The organism is Faecalibacterium sp. Marseille-P9590 (assembly GCF_017377665.1).
Taxonomy (GTDB): domain Bacteria; phylum Bacillota; class Clostridia; order Oscillospirales; family Ruminococcaceae; genus Faecalibacterium.
In genome coordinates this window covers 327,357-343,233 of record NZ_JAFREF010000002.1, presented here as the reverse complement: position 1 = coordinate 343,233, position 15,877 = coordinate 327,357, and the positions used below count along the sequence as shown (strand labels likewise).

The window sequence follows — 15,877 nt, the reverse complement described above, 5'->3', positions numbered from 1 at the left end:
AGCTCCTTTTATACGATGCGCTGTAAGAAACGGAGGGACGCCGGGTCGGGCGAGCCCTCGGTGAAGACGTGGTTCATATCCGAGATGAGGTCGGCCAGCTCCATGCTCTGCTGGAAGAGGCTCTGGGCCGTACACCAGCAGTCGCCGGACTGGACGGCCTTGAAATCCGCCAGCATCGGGCATTTTTCGATGAGCTGGTCACGGGTCTCCATCACGCCCTCGATGGTGCTGTTGTAGATGAGGACGTCGGCGTCTTTGGCCCGGGCATAGAAGGTCTCCAGCGGCAGTTTGATGGTGGACTGGGCCGACGTCTCCCCCTCGAGGTCGTCGAAGATGTAGACGCCGCCGGCCATCCCCACCATCTGGGCCACATAGTCGCTGGTACGGCGGACGGTGATGAGGTTGTTGGTGGTGATGGAGAAGAAGGCCGCGGTCTTGCCCGTGTTCTCCTGCTCGAGGATAGGGGCCACCTGCTCCACTTTCTGGCGAAAGACCTCTTCCGCCATCTCAGTCTTATTCAGCAGGATGCCGTAGAGCTTGAGCCACTCCATCCGGGCCAGCGGGCCGCTCTCGTAACTCGAGCGCTCCACGAGGACCGGCACGCCAAACTTTTCCAGCTGCTCCTTGACCTCGGGGTCGTGGAGCACCATGGTGTTCTCGATGGCGAGGGTGCAGCCGGCGGCAAGGATGCGCTCATAGTCCGGGGCGCTGTACTTGCCCGCGTAGGCGATGCGGCCCTCCTGCATGGCCTGTCTGGCCTCTTCCACATACCAGCCCTCGGCCTTCGTGCCGGAGAGGGCGATGCTGTCCAATGCGTCCAGATGGACGAAGAGGTCCATCACCGAGGTGGAGACGAGATAAATATGATCCAGCGGCTGGCGCAGCACCACGACGTCCTCGGGCAGGTCGTCCACCTCGGCGGCCCCTTCAGGGACGACGAGGAACCGCCCGGCGTCCGGGATGTCGATCATCACATAGCCGCCCTCATAGCAGTCGGCGGAAAACTGGGTGGCATAGTCCAGCGGGTAGCTGTGGTCGAACACGAGGGATGCTGTATTGGCTGGGGCGGTCTTGTGCTGCCCGCAGCCCGCAAGGGTGAGGGCGGCGGCAGGCAGGGCTTTCAGGAAATTGCGGCGTTTCATCGTTACTTTGCCTCGATCAGGGATGCAGAGGCGAAGGTCAGCGTATACTCGATCTCATGCGGGGTGCTCATGGCGACGGTATCGCCCACCACATCCAGCGGGGTGTCGAGAGCAGTGACGGGGATCTCGAAGGTAGAGTTACTCTCGGTGTTGGTGGGCAGATACTTTTCGCCGTCCACCAGCATATAGTCGTAGTTGGGGCTGGACCAGACGATGGTGGCGGTCATCCTGCCGTCGGCCACGGTCAGAGCAGCAGGGCTGTCCACGGTGGCACGGCCGGAGCCGCCCTCGAGGGTCACATCACAGGTGTAGGTGCCGTCGGCAGGTGCTTCCGCCGCAGCAGGCTGGGCGTTGGCGACACGGACGGTATGGTCGTACCACTTGCCCTTGGTGCCGAGGATGGCCAGCTGGAAGTCCTCGTCCAGAGCCTCCACCGGGATGTCGAAGCCGTAGACCTCATCGGACAGGCCGTCGGAGTAGGTGACGGTGTCGGTGGTGGGCTGGAGCCAGTCGCCCTCGTGGGCCTCGGCATCAGCGGCCATGCCGACGTAGAGGTTGACGATCTTCTTGGAGGCGAGGCTGACGTGGAAGGTCATCTGACCGTCCTTCACAGTCAGGGTCCCCTTGCCGTCATTGGCCTCGTTGGCATGGAACATGGAGCTGTCGGTGTCAAAGTCGGCGGTGTAGACGCCGTCGGGCAGAGCAGCCTCTGCCGCCGGTTCGGAAGCTGCCTCGCTCACGGCGGAGGAAGCCGCAGCCTCGGAGGAAGCGGCAGAGCTGGCCGGGGTGCCGGATGCGCCGCAGCCGGTGAGAGAACCAGCCAGCACAGCGCCGGCCAGCAAAAGAGCAAATTTATGGTTCAGTTTCATGATGATATACCTCGAAGTATCTATTTTACAGAAAAGATTATAACACGCAATGGCCCGAATTCAAAGCAGGCCGAAAAAGAAATTGCCCGAAAAGGCACTCCTTTCCGGGCAATCATAAACTTATGCTCAGCCGTTCAGGGAATCGACAGCGGCCTTGGTGTGTGCGACGTAGAGCTGCTGGATGTCAGCGACCTCGCCCAGACCGGCGATCTGGCAATCGACAGAATCGAATTCGCCGGAGGCCTCGAACTGGCTCTTCCAGGAATCCTCGTCGTCGCCAGCCATATCGTTGTTGGCGTGGTCACCTGCAACGACCATCAGGGGACGCAGGACGACCTTGGTGTAACCGGCGGCCTTGACAGCCTCGATGACGTTCTCGCAGGCAGTCTCCTCAGGCTCGCCCTCGACGGTGCCGATGAAGACATTCTTGTAGCCCAGAGCCTCCATCTGAGACTGCATCTGGGTGTAGCTCACCTTTGCGGTGTGAGAGGTGCCGTGGCCCATGAAGACGAAAGCGGTGCCGTCCTCAGCAGCGGCGTCCAGACTGTCGAAACCGGCGGTCTTGACGGCCTCGGCGGTGATGGCCTTGGCTACAGCTTCCTTGTCGGCGTTGATGACGGTGGCATCGCTGCCCACCTCGCCCAGCAGAGGCTCGGCGATGGCGACGGACTCGAACTTATCGCGGTAGCTGTCCACCATCTCCATCATCTCGTCGTACTCAGCGCCATGCATCAGATGGGTGGGCTGGATGACCAGATTCTTCACGCCGTTGGCAACAGCGCGCTCCATGGCCTGCTCCATGTTGTCGATCTTTTCGCCGTCACGAGCCTGAACATGGTTGATGATGATCTGTGCGGTGAAGGCACGGCGGACAGACCAGTCGGGATATGCGGCCTGGATGGCGTCCTCGATGCCCTTGATGTCCGCTGCGCGGCTGTCGTTGAAGGAGGTGCCGAAGCTGACGACCAGGATCTCGTTGTCGCCGATGTTGTCCTCATTGCGGGCGTCGTCCTTGGAGGCATCGCCGGTGTCGCGGCCAAAGTAATCGGGGTCAGCCTCCTCGCCCTCGACCATCTCCTTCTGAGCGTCGGTCAGAGCGTCCCATGCTGCCTTTGCAGCCTCACACTGAGCGTCGGTGTTCTCATTGCGCTCCTGCACATAGATGGCATCGATGAGGTCTGCCACATTCTTTGCTGCCATTTCATCAGCCTCCTCGCTGCTCACTTCGCTGGCGGCAGCAGAGCTTGCGGCAGTGCTGCCGGCGGCAGTGGAAGAAGATGCACCGCAGCCGGTGAGGACACCGGCACACAGGGCCAGTGCGGCAGCAGCGGCGGTGACGCGCTGCCAGTTCTTGTTGGTTGCCTTACGCATTGTTTGAGTCCTTTCTGTTGTGTGGAATGTACGTTTCCGATAGAAAGGGTACGAAACGGGGGCCAGCTCAAACGAAAAAAGAGCCTTTTCACCGCGCGGAAGGCACAGCAAAAAGACCCTTTGAACTTTCGGGCTTTTTGGTACGACCAATTCCTCGTGATCCGGAGCCGGACGCTCCTGTACCAACAGCGGGCAGGTTTCCTGACTGAAAGCTCACCGCCCGCTGCCGCCTTCCCAGAGGCAAAGCCTCCAGTGACCGGCGCTGAGCGCCAAGGCAGCGGACTCCCTTATCACAGTGACGAGATCGCGCGGGACTCGCACCCGCTTCCCTTTTACCCTCCCGGCCGGGGACGAAGCCCCGGCGGCAGGCACCTGCTGTTTTCTATTCAGACGAGGTGAAGTATAACACACTCCGCCCTAAAATGCAATATCTCAGCCCTCCTGCGGCACGGTCCAGACCATGCCCAGCGCTTCGAGCTTTGCGATGCGCTCTGACGTCAGCTTTTTCTCGGCACAGGCGTAGTTTTCGCGCATCCGGCGGACCCAGTCGCCGAGGCAGAAGCCGTCTTCGGTCTTATAGTTCACCGGCACCAGCAGATTGCCGTGGGCGGCGCAGTATTCTTCGGCACGGCGGAACGCCCCGGCCCACTTGGCCTCCCGGGCGTCCCACTGCATCCCGATGGCGTCCAGCAGAGCGATATGCTCCGGTGTCACCTGAAACGAGCCGGGCCGGGCCTTGCGGGCAGCCCGGAGGTTCGAGATCCAGACGCCCAGACGGAAGCCGTTCTCGTCCACATATCCGGCAGGCACGAGGAGGCTGCCCTTCTTCTCGGCGTAGATCCTGGCGCTCTGGTAGTTATCCAGCCAGTTCTGCTCCCGCACGCTGCACGCGGGCGGCACCGGGGCGCTGAGGCGTCGGCCTTTTTCGCCCTTGAACAGCTCTTTCAGGGCCGCGCGGCGCTCGGCGGAGAGCTTTTTGCCCTCCCGCAGCATCTGCTTCTGACGGGACAGCCAGCTGCCCAGCCAGATGCCGTCCTCCGTCCGGTACTGGGCCGGAACGGCCAGACTGCCGTGCTCCTTTTTGTATTCCACGGCCAGCTCGTAGCGGTGCTGCCACGAGTCGGTCTTTTCCCAGTTCATGCCCAGCTCGTCCAGCAGGGCTTTCCGCTCCGGCGTCACCCGGGCGCTGCTGCGCTCGGGGTTCTGCCATGCGTACCGCTGGCGGGACACCCACTTGCCCAGCAGGATGCCGTCTTCGTCGATGTACTCGATGGGAACGTCGAGGTTCCCGTGGGCGGCGTGGTACTTCACGGCGGCCTCGTAGGCGGTCTGCCACTTGCGGTCGTTCCGGTTCGTCCAATCCACTCCCAGCGCTTCCAGCTTTTCGATTTGGGCGTCGGTCAGCACACCTTCTTTATAAGCGGCACGCTGACTGCCCAGCCAGACGCCCAGCGCCATGCCGTCCGGCGTGACATACTTGACGGGAATTTCCAGCGTGTGATTTTCCAGATAATACTGGACGGCGGCGGCATAGCTCTTCTCCCAGAGGATGCTGCCGGTGTCCCACACCATGCCCAGTGCCTCGAGGCGCTCGACGCGGTCTGACGGCAGGTTCCCGCCCAGATAGCGCTGGCGGTTATAGACGATCCACTCGCCCAGCGCAAAGCCGTCCTTATCCTTATAATGGACCGGCACCAGCAGGTCGCTGTGGCTGTCGCGGTACCGCCGGGCCGAAGCACAGCCGTTCTCCCACGCCAGCTCGAGCCGCTTTTGCCAGTTCATGCCGATTTTGTCCAGCCGGGCGGCCTGCGCGGCGGTGAGGCGTCCCTTTTTCTTTCCGGCCCGGACAAGGCGCTGGTTTTCCAGCCAGCGGCCCACGGCCACGCCCCCGAAGCTGTAGGAGCGAGGCACGTCCAGCGTCTTTCCCTCTGCCGTCATCTGCTTTGCGGCGGCATAATAGCGCTCCCAGTCGGAGTCCAGCGCGCGGCGGAGCTGCCGGTAAGCCCGGCGGCAGGCAGAAAGGGGCTCTTCCAGCGGGAAGGCTTCTGCCCCCGCCGCGCTGCACTCCTTCCGCAGCTGCTGCACACAGGTCAGCGCCTCAAAGGCCGCGCTCAGCTCTGCCACCGGCACACTGCCGCAGGCTGCAAGGGCGCGGGCCAGCATCTGCCGGTATGCGGTCGGTTCAGCGCTGCGGCGCGCCAGCACCACGCCCGAGATCCCGGCCAGAGGAGCCTGCACCGCCGGGCCGTTGGCACAGACCAGCAGCCGGAGGGTGGCCGCTTCATCGGCCGCAAAGCCTTCTGCATCCTTATAAATATGTGTTCCTGCACCAAACAGCTTCTCGGCCTGCTCTGCGGTCTGCGCCGCCGCTGCATCATCCTCGCAGAGGACGAGGCAGCGCCCGGCAGCATCCGGGAGCCACTGCGCCAGCAGCTGTTCCACCGGCGGAAGCTTTTCTATGGCAAGGCTCAGAGCCTGATATTTCTCGGCGTTGGGGTCAGGGCAGCCCGGCAGATGGAGGTTCTTCACCTCAGCACGGAGGCGGGCCATCGCATCTTCCAGCGGCCAGAGCAGGGCCGTATAGGAGGCCGGCATGGGCAGCAGGCCCTCGGCCATCGCCCCGCCCAGCGCCAGCGGCTCCACGATGGCGTCGGCCAGCATCTCCTCGGCGGCGCGGCAGCTGTCGCCCGGGGCGTCCGGCTCCCCCAGAGCCAGCAGCTTTGCCCCCGGGCAGAGGCGGAACAGAGGCTGGACACAGTCGGTCCAGTCCTTTGCGCTTATCTCCCTCCAGCCGTCCAGTACCAGCAGGCCGGGCCGGAACTCAGCCAGCGCCACCCAGCCCAGCGCATTCTGCACGGCCAGCTGCTCACAGCTCATCAGCCGCACCCGGCCGCCCAGCGTCCGGCCCAGCCGCTTTGTCAGGGCGCGGCGCAGTTCCAGACGGGCAGCGCAGGACACCACCCAGAGCACGCGCATCTCGGGGTGGGCGTCCAGCAGCTCCCACACGATGCAGCCTTTGCCCGTACCCGCCGGACGCACCAGCGCAGCACAGTTTTTCTGTTGCAGTCCAGCCTCCGCTGCACGGCAGGCTGTTTTATTTGAATCATCTACCAAAATCGACATATCTTATCCTTTCTGCCCCTTCCGAGGGTTCAGAAATTCGCTTTTTCTGCAAAAAAGAAACGCGCCTGCGCAAAGCTGGCTTTCCTGCCTGCGCTGCGCCCGCGTTTTTCCTGCAAAAATGTTACTTTCATGCTCTATTTTTATCATAAAAGTTTATTTCTTGTCAAGATGATTTGCACAGATTTTTCCAAATAATTTTACATTCCCTTTTTCCGGAAATTCCGGGACCGTTCCCTGCTGGCCGTTGACGGCGGGGACAGTTGGTGGTAGACTTTTTTCATCGGCTCCCCTTTTGGCGGGAGACTCCCCTATTTATGATATGTGAGGTAATCGATATGAACATCATCAGCACCGAAAAAGCTCCCGGCGCCATCGGCCCCTACTCTCAGGGCTACACCGTGGGCGGTCTCGTCTTCACCTCCGGCCAGATCCCGGTAGACCCCGCCACCGGCGCAGTCGCCGAGGGCATCACCGCACAGGCTGACCAGAGCTGCCGCAATGTGGGCGCTATCCTCGAAGCTGCCGGCGTGGGCTTTGACAAGGTGGTCAAGACCACCTGCTTCCTGGCCGACATCGCCGACTTTGCCGCTTTCAACGAGGTGTACGCCAGGTATTTCACCTCCAAGCCTGCCCGCAGCTGCGTGGCCGTGAAAGACCTGCCCAAGGGCGTGCTCTGTGAGATCGAAGCCATCGCTGAGGCCTAAGCCGCCTTTTCAGCACAAAGAGGGGCTGTCTGCACTCCATTCCGGGTGCGGACGGCCCCTTTTGTCTGCCTTCGATTCCAGTTTTTCATGCTGGTTAACTTTCCCAGCCGGAGAAATTGACTTCGTTTTTCGCTTTTGTTACAATAGAATCGAACTGTTGTAAAAGATTTCCGGTCAAATTTGAAAGAGAGGTCCCTGCCCATGTCCAATTCCCGTGTTGAAAGCCACAGCCGCGCCGAATTGCGCAACAAGATCATCAGCGCAGCCACCCTGCTCGAGATCCTGTTGTCCGGCCTCGTCCTCATCGGCCTGCTGCTGTCGATGGTGCCGCTGCTGCAGTGGATGCCCGGCCTGCTGTTCGACGGCAACGACGTCGAGGTGAGCATCTTCTTACAGCGGGCGCTGGACATCGTCATCGGCATCGAGTTCATCAAGATGCTGGCCAAGCACAGCCCCGGTTCCAGCCTCGAAGTGCTGCTCTACGCCATCGCCCGCCACATGGTGGTGGGGCACGAGTCCGCCATGGAGAACCTGCTGAGCGTGAGCGCCATCGCCCTCATCTTCATCGTGCGGAGGTTCTTCTTCGTGCCGGCCTTCGGCGCTCATCTGCCCGACGGCCACCCCGCACCCGACCTTTCCCCCAGCCAGAGCGGCATCCCGTCAGAGGAATTCGCCGCCCGGCTGCGCAAGCACCTGCATCATGACGACACCAACACGGAGCTTGAAGTCGCCATCGAAGACCCCAAGTACGAGGACAACACCGACACGCTGCTGGAAGCAGACCCGAAATGAGCCTGACAACGTAAAATGCCCCGCAGGCAGCTCTCAACGAGCGTCCTGCGGGGCATTTTTTATGCTTAGTTGCTCTTGTGCTTCTGGCCGAAACGGTACTCCTTGCCGTCCCGGATGCGCTGGATGTTGGAACGGTGCATCCAGATGACCATGCCGCCCATGATGGCAGCGCCGACGGTGCAGACCACCACGTCCTGAGTCGGCAGGCCGCGCATGAGGCTGTACACCAGCGTCAGCACCGGGTAAGCCGCGGCCATGGTGATGCTGCCCAGCGACACCATGCCGGTGGGGACCAGGCAGACGAGGAAGATGAGTGCCAGCACTGGCAGCAGCACCGGCTGGACTGCCAGAATGGCACCGGCAGCCACCAGCACGCCCTTGCCGCCCTTGAAGCCGAAGTAGATGGGCTTGGAGTGGCCCACCACGGCGAGGATGGCGGCGAGGTAGACGCCCAGATAGGGCGAGACGGCAGCATCGGCGGGCAGATGGCCGAACAGCCACCGGCCAAGGCAGACGGCCACGACGCCCTTGAGCACATCGCCCACCGCCGTGAGGGCAGCGGCCTTCTTGCCGAAGGTGCGCAGCATGTTGGTCATACCGGCAGCGCCCGAGCCGTGGGTGCGGACGTCGTCATGGTACAGATACTTGCTGACGAGGATGCCGGTGTCCACGCTGCCCAGCAGATAGGCTTCGGCAGCGACCGCCAGCACAATGAGAAATGCGGTCATAGAACCAGTCTCCCTTCCTTATACGTCCTTCGCTCCCACTTCGCCGGAGCCGCGCTCACGCACGACAAGGCGGATGGGGGTGTGCTCCAGACCGAAGTTCTCGCGGATCTGGTTGATGATATACCGCTGATAGCTGAAGTGGAACAGGTGCTTTGCGTTGACGAAGGCCACGAATGTCGGCGGACGGGTGGAAGCCTGAGTCAGGTAGAAGATCTTCAGGCGGCGGCCCTTGTCGCTGGGCGGCTGCATCCGAGCGGTGGCGCGGGCCAGCATCTCATTCAGCACACCGGTGGGCACGCGGGCACCGTTCTGGCTGTCCACATCGCGGATGAGCTGCATCAGCTTGTTGACGTTGTAGCCGGTCTGGGCCGAGATGAAGATGATGGGAGCGTAGCCCATGAAGCTGAAGCACTCGGCATAGCCCCGGCGCTGCAGTTCCATGGTGTTGGTCTCCTTGCCCTCCACGGCGTCCCACTTGTTGACGACGATGATGCAGGCCTTGCCCTGGTCGTGGGCGTAACCGGCCACCTTGCTGTCCTGCTCGGTGAAGCCGACGGTGGCGTCCACGAGGATGAGGGCCACGCGGCTGCGCTCGACGGCGGCCAGTGCGCGGACGACCATGTAGCGCTCGAGGCCGTCGGTGATGTTGCTGCGCTTGCGCAGACCGGCGGTATCGGTGAAGATGAACTTGCCGTAAGCGTTGTCCACGGGGGTGTCGATGGCGTCGCGGGTGGTGCCGGCCTCGTTGGCCACGATCATGCGGTTCTCACCGAGGATGCGGTTGGTCAGGCTGGACTTGCCCACGTTGGGGCGGCCGATGATGGCGACGGGGATGCGGTCTTCCTCCACGACGGTCTCGCTGAAATCGAGGTGGGCGCAGACAGCGTCCAGCAGGTCGCCGGTGCCGTGGCCGTGGACGGACGAGATGGGCATGACTTCGTCGAAGCCGAGGTTATAGAACTCGTAGAGCTCCATGGGGGTCTCGCCCACATTGTCGCATTTGTTGACGGCGAGGATGATGGGCTTGTGGCTGCGGCGCAGCATATGGGCCACGTCCTCGTCGGCGGCGGTCAGGCCGTTGCGCACGTCCACCACCATGATGATGCAGTCGGCGGTGTCGATGGCGATCTGGGCCTGCTCGCGCATGTGGGCCAGAATGCCCTCGGTGGCCTTGGGCTCAATGCCGCCGGTATCCACCAGCAGGAACTCGTGGCCGCTCCACTCGCAGTTGGCAAAGATGCGGTCGCGGGTGATGCCCGGGGTATCCTCCACGATGGCCAGACGCTGGCCGCAGAGCTTATTGAACAGGGTGGACTTGCCCACGTTGGGGCGGCCCACCACAGCAACGATCGGTTTGCTCATAGGGGGTTCCTCCTTTCACAAAAGGGGTAAAATTACGGTCTTCTCCGGCGGGCGATATGCAGGCCGCTGCGCAGCAGAGCCTTGGCCTCGTCGCCGCCGCTGGTGGGCAGGACTTCCACCTTTACGCCGAGCCGCTGGCCCAGCTGCTCGATGGTCATATCATCGAGGAAGGTGTCCTTCTCCTCCCGCAGCATCACGGCAGGCACGCCCAGGGTACCGCTGGACAGCCGGCCCTCGCACTGAGCGATGATGTCGGTCGCCGTGACGAGGCCCGCCACGCCGACGTTGCCGCCGAAGAAGTTATTTTTGATGGGATGGACTTTTACTTCTATCATGGGGTACTGGCGGTGGAGCTCGTCCATCATCTCGGTGATGAGGGGCGCGGCCATGGTGCCGGTGACGACATCCATCTTTTTGGTGCCATAGATGCGGTGGGGCTTTTCCAGCTCGGCCAGAAATTCCTCCCGGAAGAGGCTCATCATGCCCACGCCGTTTTCCAGCTGGTCGTAGTCCTCATAGAACTCCGGCTCTGGGATGGGGCGGCCGGCCTTGAGATACCACTCATCGCTGGGATAGATGATGCGCTTGCCGTGGCGGCGCTTGCACTCGTCGCCGAACTCTTCCATGATGTCGATGACGGCGGCGCTGGTCTCAGCGTCGTAGGGCGTCTGCTTGAAGAGGTTCTGGCGGTAATCCGTCACGCCGCAGGGGACTGCCGCCACGCTCTGCACCATCGGGGTCAGCTCCAGCAGGTCGGTGAGGGTGCGGCGGAGCTCGTCGCCATCGTTGATGCCCCGGCAGAGCACCAGCTGGCAGTTGACGGCGATGCCGCCCTCCACCAGACGGGGCAGGTACTTCAGCACCTCGCCGCCCCGTTTATTCGCCAGCATCCGCACGCGGAGCTGGGGATTGGTGGTGTGGACCGAGATGTTGATGGGCGAGATATGCATCTTGATGATGCGGTCGATCTCGTGGTCCTGCATGTTGGTCATGGTGATATAGTTGCCAAACAAAAAGGACAGGCGCTCGTCGTCGTCCTTGAAGTAGAGGCTCTCACGCATTCCCGGGGGCAGCTGGTCGATGAAGCAGAACATGCAGTGGTTGGAGCAGGAGTGCTTCTGGTCGCCCAGATAGGTGGAGAAGTCGCAGCCGAAGGGGCCGCGCTCTTCCCGCCGGACGTCCCACTCCCGGATGCCGTCCGCCACTCTCGCTTTGAGGTGGAAGCTCTTGCTGTCGGTATAAAAATCATAGTCCAGCGTGTCGTTCAGCTCGTTGCCGTCCACGCTCAGCAGCTCGTCGCCGCCGGCGAGGCCGAGGGCTTCCGCCTCGCTGCCCGCGTCTACGCGGTCGATCCTGATGGCCATGCTTTCACCTCACAATTTCGTTTTCAAGACAAAGCAAGAAGGGGAAGGCATTGCGCCCTCCCCTTCTGTACATAACACCAATGTGCCACCAATTCTGCGCAAATTAGCCCTTCTTGATGACTTCCTCGCCCTTGTAGTAACCGCAGTTGCCACATGCCTGGTGGGGGAGCTTCAGAGAGCCGCAGTTGCTGCACTTGACCAGTGCGGGGGCCTCCAGCTTCCAAACATTGCTGCGACGCTTGTCGCGGCGGGCCTTGGAAAGATGTCTCTTAGGTACTGCCATATTTTTGCACCTCCTTGATGGGTTTCTCAGTTCAGCAGTGATTTGAGTATCGCTAGCCTTGCGTCTGCGGGTTCGGCCTCAGCTTCTGCCGGAGGGCAGGTACATTCGGCCATCTTCTTCCCGCACCGGGGACACAAGCCCGGGCAGTCAGCGCTGCAAAGCAGCACCGTCGGTATCTGGAACATGAATTCCTGACAGAGCCATTCATCCACATCCAGATGTCCTTTTTCGTTGAGGGGCAGGTCGAAATCCGGGTCATCCAGATCGCGCTCCCTGACCGTCCACTCTGCTTGCACCGTCTCTTCCCGTTCGACGGGGTCGAGGCAGCGGGCGCACTCTCCGTGCACCAATGCGTTTGCCCGCAGCGTCATCCGGATCTCCTCGCCATCCGGCACCGCCTCAAAGCGGGCCGTCACAGGCTGCTCGATCCTTGCACCGGCAAAATCCTTTGCAGACAAATCACACTGAAACTCTGCGGCGTAAGGTTTCGTGCCGGATACGATAAACTTTCTCAGGTCAAATTGCATAGTACACCTCATAAAAGGCTGCTTTGTTAGTATAGCGCCAACACAGCCCTTTGTCAACACCAAAACAGGCAGAAAACCGAAAAAATTTCAAATTCTCCGGTTTCCTGCCTGTCTGGGATGCTTCAAATCAGAAATTTCAGAGTTATTTTACAGGTACTTCTTCACATCGTGGGGCAGAGCAGCCTCGTCAGCGCTGACAGTGACGGTGACCTTGATGGAGTCGCCGGCGGCAGCAGCGATCTCGTCCAGAACGACGCCCAGACGGTTGATGTCGTGATCCAGCACCTTCAGGATGCCGTCGATGTACAGGTCAGTGATGTCATAATTGCTTGCCAGCAGGCCGGCCACGAAGCCGTACAGCATCTCGCCGCCGGCGATCTTGTACTCGTCCAGGTCGATGAGACGGGCGGCGTTGGGGACCTCATAGGTCAGCTTCATGCCCTTCTCGACGACAACGACGTTGCCCTTGGAGGTCTTGACCGAATCGTTGATCATGTCGATCATAGCCTTGGTCTTACCGGAGCCTTTGGTGCCAACAATCAGTTTAATCATAGTTCTGTCCTCCTGTATTTTCCACGCCTCACGGCGGGAGATCGTTTTTTGTTCCGCTTGCTCTTACTTCAGCTTTGCTTCCAGCTCGGCGGTCAGGTTCTCATAACCCGGCTTGCCCAGCAGAGCGAACATGTTCTTCTTATAGCTCTCGACGCCCGGCTGGTTGAAGGGGTTGACGCTCAGCAGGTAGCCGCTGCAGGCGCAGGCACGCCAGAAGAAGTAGATGAGGTAGCCCACATTATAAGCGGACAGGTCGTCCACCTCGATGACCACCTCCGGCACGCCGCCGTCGGTGTGGGCGAGGATGGTGCCTTCCATGGCCTTGCGGTTGACCACGCTCATATTCTGGTCAGCCAGGAAGTTCAGGCCGTCGAAGTTGCCCTCCAGCTTGTCGATGAAGAGGTCCTGTGCGGGCTTCTTGACATCCACGATGGTCTCGAACATGGTGCGGGAGCCTTCCTGGATGAACTGACCCATGGAGTGCAGGTCGGTGGAGAAGATGCAGCTTGCGGGGAACAGACCCTTGTTGTCCTTGCCCTCGCTCTCACCGAACAGCTGCTTGTACCACTCGTTCATGAGGGTGAAGTTCGGCTCATAGCACTCGAGGATCTCGATGCTCTTGCCCTTGCGGTACAGGATGTTGCGGATGGCCGCATACTTGTAGGCGTCGTTGTCGGGGCTGAGCACGGAGAAGCGCTCCATAGCGTCGGCTGCGCCCTTCATGACGTCGTCGATGCTGATGCCGGCAGCAGCGATGGGCAGCAGGCCCACAGCGGAAAGGACGGAGTAGCGGCCGCCGACATCGTCGGGGACGACGAAGGTGGGCCAGCCCTGCGCGTCAGCCAGCTGCTTGAGGGTACCCTTGGCGCGGTCGGTGGTGGCGTAGATGCGCTTGTTGGCTTCTTCCACGCCCATCTCGTCTTCCAGCAGCTTGCGCAGCACACGGAAGGCCAGAGAGGTCTCGGTGGTGGTGCCGGACTTGGAGATGACGTTGATGGAGAAGCGCTTGCCCTTGCACAGCGCGATGATGTCATTCAGATAGGTGGGGCTGATGCTGTTGCCGCAGAAGTAGATCTTCAGGCCGTTGTCCAGCTCGTTGTGGTACATACCCTTGACGGCTTCGATGACGGCGCGTGCGCCCAGATAGCTGCCGCCGATGCCGGCGACCACCAGAACGTCGGAATCCTCACGGATCTTGGCAGCAGCTGCCTTGATGCGCTCGAACTCTTCCTTATCATAATCACGGGGCAGATACATCCAGCCCAGGAAGTCGCTGCCGGGGCCGTTCTTGGCTTCCAGCGTCTTGTGCGCAGCCTCTACCTGGGGGTAGATGGCCTTGTATTCCTCTTCGTTGATGAAACTGGAGAGGTGCTTTGTATTCAGAGCGAGACTCATTCTATCAAAACCTCCAAAACATTTTACGGGCTCTTTGCCCGGCGAGGGTTTTTCTTGGTATAAGTGTACCGTTCCCGCCGGGCAAAGTCAAGGCCAAAATCCTCGCTTTTCATACAATTTTAATAGTGTTGTTTTGTATGCTCTTACATCTTTTATACAAACGTCCAAGCCATTCTTTGCCCTCGCTGACCGTTTTTGACCGGTAGTGCGCAGTTTTCGGTCATGCCGCGCCGGTGAGGCTCTGCCACAGCAGGCCGATGGCATCCCGGACGGTCATCCTCGGCGCATCGGTGGCAGCACGCACTTCGTACTCTTCCAGAAGTGCTTCGCCCTGATAGACGGCGGCTTTGCCCAGCGTCTGGCCCTGCTCCACCGGGGCTTCCAGCTCCTCGGGCAGGGTCAGCTCGGTATGCAGGGATGCCCCGCTCCCCTTCTCCACCAGCACCGTCTCCGGCAGGGCCGAGTAATCCAGCGGGACGCTGCCCGCCGCGCTGCCCCTGACCGTGATCTGGAGCGGCTGTGCCTCGAGTTTTGGCAGCGGCGCGGCCTCATAGGCCCCGAAACCATAGTCCAGCAGAGTCGTGGCGGCGTCGAAGCGGTCGGCGCTGGATGGTGCGCCCAATATCACCGCGATGAGGGAGAGGCCGTTCCGGGTGGCGCTGGCTGAGATGCAGACGCCTGCGCCGCCGGTGGTGCCGGTCTTGAGGCCGGTGATCCCCTCATACCGGCGGAGGAGCTTATTCGTATTGATCAGCTGGGTTGCCCCGCCCCGGAGGGTGTCCGTCCAGATGCCGGTGTAGTGCAGCACCTCGGGGCAGGTGTTCAGGATGGTGCGGCTCATGGCGGCCACATCCCGGGCCGTGGAGAGATGGCCTTCGGCGTCCAGCCCGCAGGCGTTGCGGAAAGACGTCTGCTCCATCCCCAGCGAGGCGGCCCGGGCATTCATCTGCTCCACGAAGGCCGGCTCACTGCCGCCCACCAGCTCGGCCACGGCCACTGCCGCGTCGTTAGCAGAGGAAACGCAGATCGCCTTTATCATCTCGTCCAATGTAAAGCGCTCCCCCGGCTCCAGCCAGATCTGACTGCCGCCCATGTGGTAGGCGTGCTCACTCACCGGCACCGGCGTCTCCATGGTCAGCCGCCCGTCGTGGACAGCCTCGAAAGCAAGCAGCAGGGTCATCACCTTGGTGATGGAGGCGATGGGGACCCGCTCGTCGGCGTTCTTCTCGTAGAGGACCCGTCCGCTCCCCTGCTCGATGAGGATGGCAGCGCGGCAGTTGAGGTCGAGCTGAGGCGCGGCGGCTGCAGTCGGCAGCAGAATTCCTTCTGCCGCTTCCTCGACGTTGGCGCTGACAGCCCGCTCTTCCGGGTGCATGACAGCCCGCAGGCCCACGCCCTCCGCCGTCCCAAGGGCCAGTGCAAACAGCCAGAAGCAGAGCACGGCTGCGCAGAGCACCGCAAAATTCTTTCGTTCCATCCCTTGTCCCTCCCCGCAATGTCTGTCTGATTGCATTCTATGCAAAAAAAGAGGCCGGAATGCTCTTTTCTCCCCGGGAAAAATCTGCTATAATAGGATGGTTTATTATAAGGTAATAACCTCTCCGTCTGCTTCGCAGCCAGCTTTCCCGACAGGGGAGCCAAATCGGAGAGGTTTTGGAAAGGACA

The 15,877-nt window shown here is 61.4% G+C and carries 14 protein-coding genes and 1 riboswitch; of the genes, 2 read left to right on the top strand and 12 right to left on the bottom strand.

Annotated features, from left to right (window positions below; all coding sequences use genetic code 11):
- Positions 1 to 8: 8 nt before the first annotated feature.
- From J3349_RS04220 to J3349_RS04205, 4 genes are all read right to left on the bottom strand, one after another.
- The gene (locus tag J3349_RS04220) at positions 9 to 1,142 is read right to left on the bottom strand and encodes an ABC transporter substrate-binding protein (RefSeq protein ID WP_207676526.1); all 1,134 of its coding nucleotides are present in this window, start codon (positions 1,140 to 1,142) and stop codon (positions 9 to 11) included.
- A 2-nt stretch (positions 1,143 to 1,144) separates the two neighbouring features.
- On the bottom strand, positions 1,145 to 2,011 hold the full coding sequence (locus J3349_RS04215; RefSeq protein WP_207676525.1) for an iron transporter: 867 nt from the start codon (positions 2,009 to 2,011) through the stop codon (positions 1,145 to 1,147).
- A gap of 126 nt (positions 2,012 to 2,137) precedes the next feature.
- Positions 2,138 to 3,382, bottom strand: coding sequence for a sirohydrochlorin cobaltochelatase (locus J3349_RS04210; protein WP_207676524.1), 1,245 nt, complete (start codon positions 3,380 to 3,382; stop codon positions 2,138 to 2,140).
- 173 nt (positions 3,383 to 3,555) lie between these two features.
- Positions 3,556 to 3,773, bottom strand: a riboswitch (cobalamin riboswitch).
- A gap of 41 nt (positions 3,774 to 3,814) precedes the next feature.
- Positions 3,815 to 6,505, bottom strand: coding sequence for a helicase associated domain-containing protein (locus tag J3349_RS04205; protein ID WP_207676523.1), 2,691 nt, complete (start codon positions 6,503 to 6,505; stop codon positions 3,815 to 3,817).
- A 335-nt stretch (positions 6,506 to 6,840) separates the two neighbouring features.
- On the opposite strand from J3349_RS04205, the gene J3349_RS04200 reads away from it, so the two are divergent.
- Positions 6,841 to 7,209, top strand: coding sequence for a RidA family protein (locus tag J3349_RS04200; RefSeq protein WP_207676522.1), 369 nt, complete (start codon positions 6,841 to 6,843; stop codon positions 7,207 to 7,209).
- A 201-nt stretch (positions 7,210 to 7,410) separates the two neighbouring features.
- Positions 7,411 to 8,001: a transporter gene (locus J3349_RS04195; protein ID WP_207676521.1), complete on the top strand. Its 591-nt coding sequence runs from the start codon at positions 7,411 to 7,413 to the stop codon at positions 7,999 to 8,001.
- Between the two features lie 65 nt (positions 8,002 to 8,066).
- Here J3349_RS04195 and plsY read toward each other — a convergent pair whose 3' ends face one another.
- From plsY to J3349_RS04155, 8 genes are all read right to left on the bottom strand, one after another.
- Positions 8,067 to 8,729 carry a glycerol-3-phosphate 1-O-acyltransferase PlsY gene (gene plsY, locus J3349_RS04190; RefSeq protein WP_207676520.1) on the bottom strand — a complete coding sequence of 221 codons (663 nt, stop codon included), beginning with the start codon at positions 8,727 to 8,729 and terminating at the stop codon, positions 8,067 to 8,069.
- A gap of 18 nt (positions 8,730 to 8,747) precedes the next feature.
- Positions 8,748 to 10,091, bottom strand: coding sequence for a ribosome biogenesis GTPase Der (gene der, locus J3349_RS04185; protein WP_015563709.1), 1,344 nt, complete (start codon positions 10,089 to 10,091; stop codon positions 8,748 to 8,750).
- A gap of 32 nt (positions 10,092 to 10,123) precedes the next feature.
- The gene (locus J3349_RS04180; RefSeq protein ID WP_207676519.1) at positions 10,124 to 11,455 is read right to left on the bottom strand and encodes a DUF512 domain-containing protein; all 1,332 of its coding nucleotides are present in this window, start codon (positions 11,453 to 11,455) and stop codon (positions 10,124 to 10,126) included.
- Positions 11,456 to 11,558: 103 nt separating this feature from the next.
- Positions 11,559 to 11,738 carry a 50S ribosomal protein L32 gene (rpmF, locus tag J3349_RS04175; RefSeq protein ID WP_015563707.1) on the bottom strand — a complete coding sequence of 60 codons (180 nt, stop codon included), beginning with the start codon at positions 11,736 to 11,738 and terminating at the stop codon, positions 11,559 to 11,561.
- Positions 11,739 to 11,764: 26 nt separating this feature from the next.
- Positions 11,765 to 12,265, bottom strand: coding sequence for a YceD family protein (locus tag J3349_RS04170; protein WP_015563706.1), 501 nt, complete (start codon positions 12,263 to 12,265; stop codon positions 11,765 to 11,767).
- Between the two features lie 147 nt (positions 12,266 to 12,412).
- Positions 12,413 to 12,817, bottom strand: a complete 405-nt coding sequence (locus J3349_RS04165; protein WP_158396790.1) for an ATP-binding protein — start codon at positions 12,815 to 12,817, stop codon at positions 12,413 to 12,415.
- Between the two features lie 63 nt (positions 12,818 to 12,880).
- Complete coding sequence (locus J3349_RS04160) at positions 12,881 to 14,212, bottom strand: glucose-6-phosphate isomerase (RefSeq protein WP_158400775.1); 1,332 nt, start codon at positions 14,210 to 14,212, stop codon at positions 12,881 to 12,883.
- 220 nt (positions 14,213 to 14,432) lie between these two features.
- Complete coding sequence (locus J3349_RS04155) at positions 14,433 to 15,689, bottom strand: D-alanyl-D-alanine carboxypeptidase family protein (protein ID WP_207676518.1); 1,257 nt, start codon at positions 15,687 to 15,689, stop codon at positions 14,433 to 14,435.
- Positions 15,690 to 15,877: the final 188 nt, after the last annotated feature.

Bases quoted from the DNA above. Each gene is read 5' to 3' on its own strand.
- J3349_RS04210 (WP_207676524.1), bottom strand. From the start codon at position 3,382: ATGCGTAAGGCAACCAACAAGAACTGGCAGCGCGTCACCGCCGCTGCT.
- J3349_RS04200 (WP_207676522.1), top strand. From the start codon at position 6,841: ATGAACATCATCAGCACCGAAAAAGCTCCCGGCGCCATCGGCCCCTAC.
- J3349_RS04180 (WP_207676519.1), bottom strand. From the start codon at position 11,455: ATGGCCATCAGGATCGACCGCGTAGACGCGGGCAGCGAGGCGGAAGCC.
- J3349_RS04170 (WP_015563706.1), bottom strand. From the start codon at position 12,265: ATGCAATTTGACCTGAGAAAGTTTATCGTATCCGGCACGAAACCTTAC.
- J3349_RS04195 (WP_207676521.1), top strand. From the start codon at position 7,411: ATGTCCAATTCCCGTGTTGAAAGCCACAGCCGCGCCGAATTGCGCAAC.
- J3349_RS04220 (WP_207676526.1), bottom strand. From the start codon at position 1,142: ATGAAACGCCGCAATTTCCTGAAAGCCCTGCCTGCCGCCGCCCTCACC.
- der (WP_015563709.1), bottom strand. From the start codon at position 10,091: ATGAGCAAACCGATCGTTGCTGTGGTGGGCCGCCCCAACGTGGGCAAG.
- plsY (WP_207676520.1), bottom strand. From the start codon at position 8,729: ATGACCGCATTTCTCATTGTGCTGGCGGTCGCTGCCGAAGCCTATCTG.
- J3349_RS04160 (WP_158400775.1), bottom strand. From the start codon at position 14,212: ATGAGTCTCGCTCTGAATACAAAGCACCTCTCCAGTTTCATCAACGAA.
- J3349_RS04215 (WP_207676525.1), bottom strand. From the start codon at position 2,011: ATGAAACTGAACCATAAATTTGCTCTTTTGCTGGCCGGCGCTGTGCTG.
- J3349_RS04205 (WP_207676523.1), bottom strand. From the start codon at position 6,505: ATGTCGATTTTGGTAGATGATTCAAATAAAACAGCCTGCCGTGCAGCG.
- J3349_RS04155 (WP_207676518.1), bottom strand. From the start codon at position 15,689: ATGGAACGAAAGAATTTTGCGGTGCTCTGCGCAGCCGTGCTCTGCTTC.
- J3349_RS04165 (WP_158396790.1), bottom strand. From the start codon at position 12,817: ATGATTAAACTGATTGTTGGCACCAAAGGCTCCGGTAAGACCAAGGCT.
- rpmF (WP_015563707.1), bottom strand. From the start codon at position 11,738: ATGGCAGTACCTAAGAGACATCTTTCCAAGGCCCGCCGCGACAAGCGT.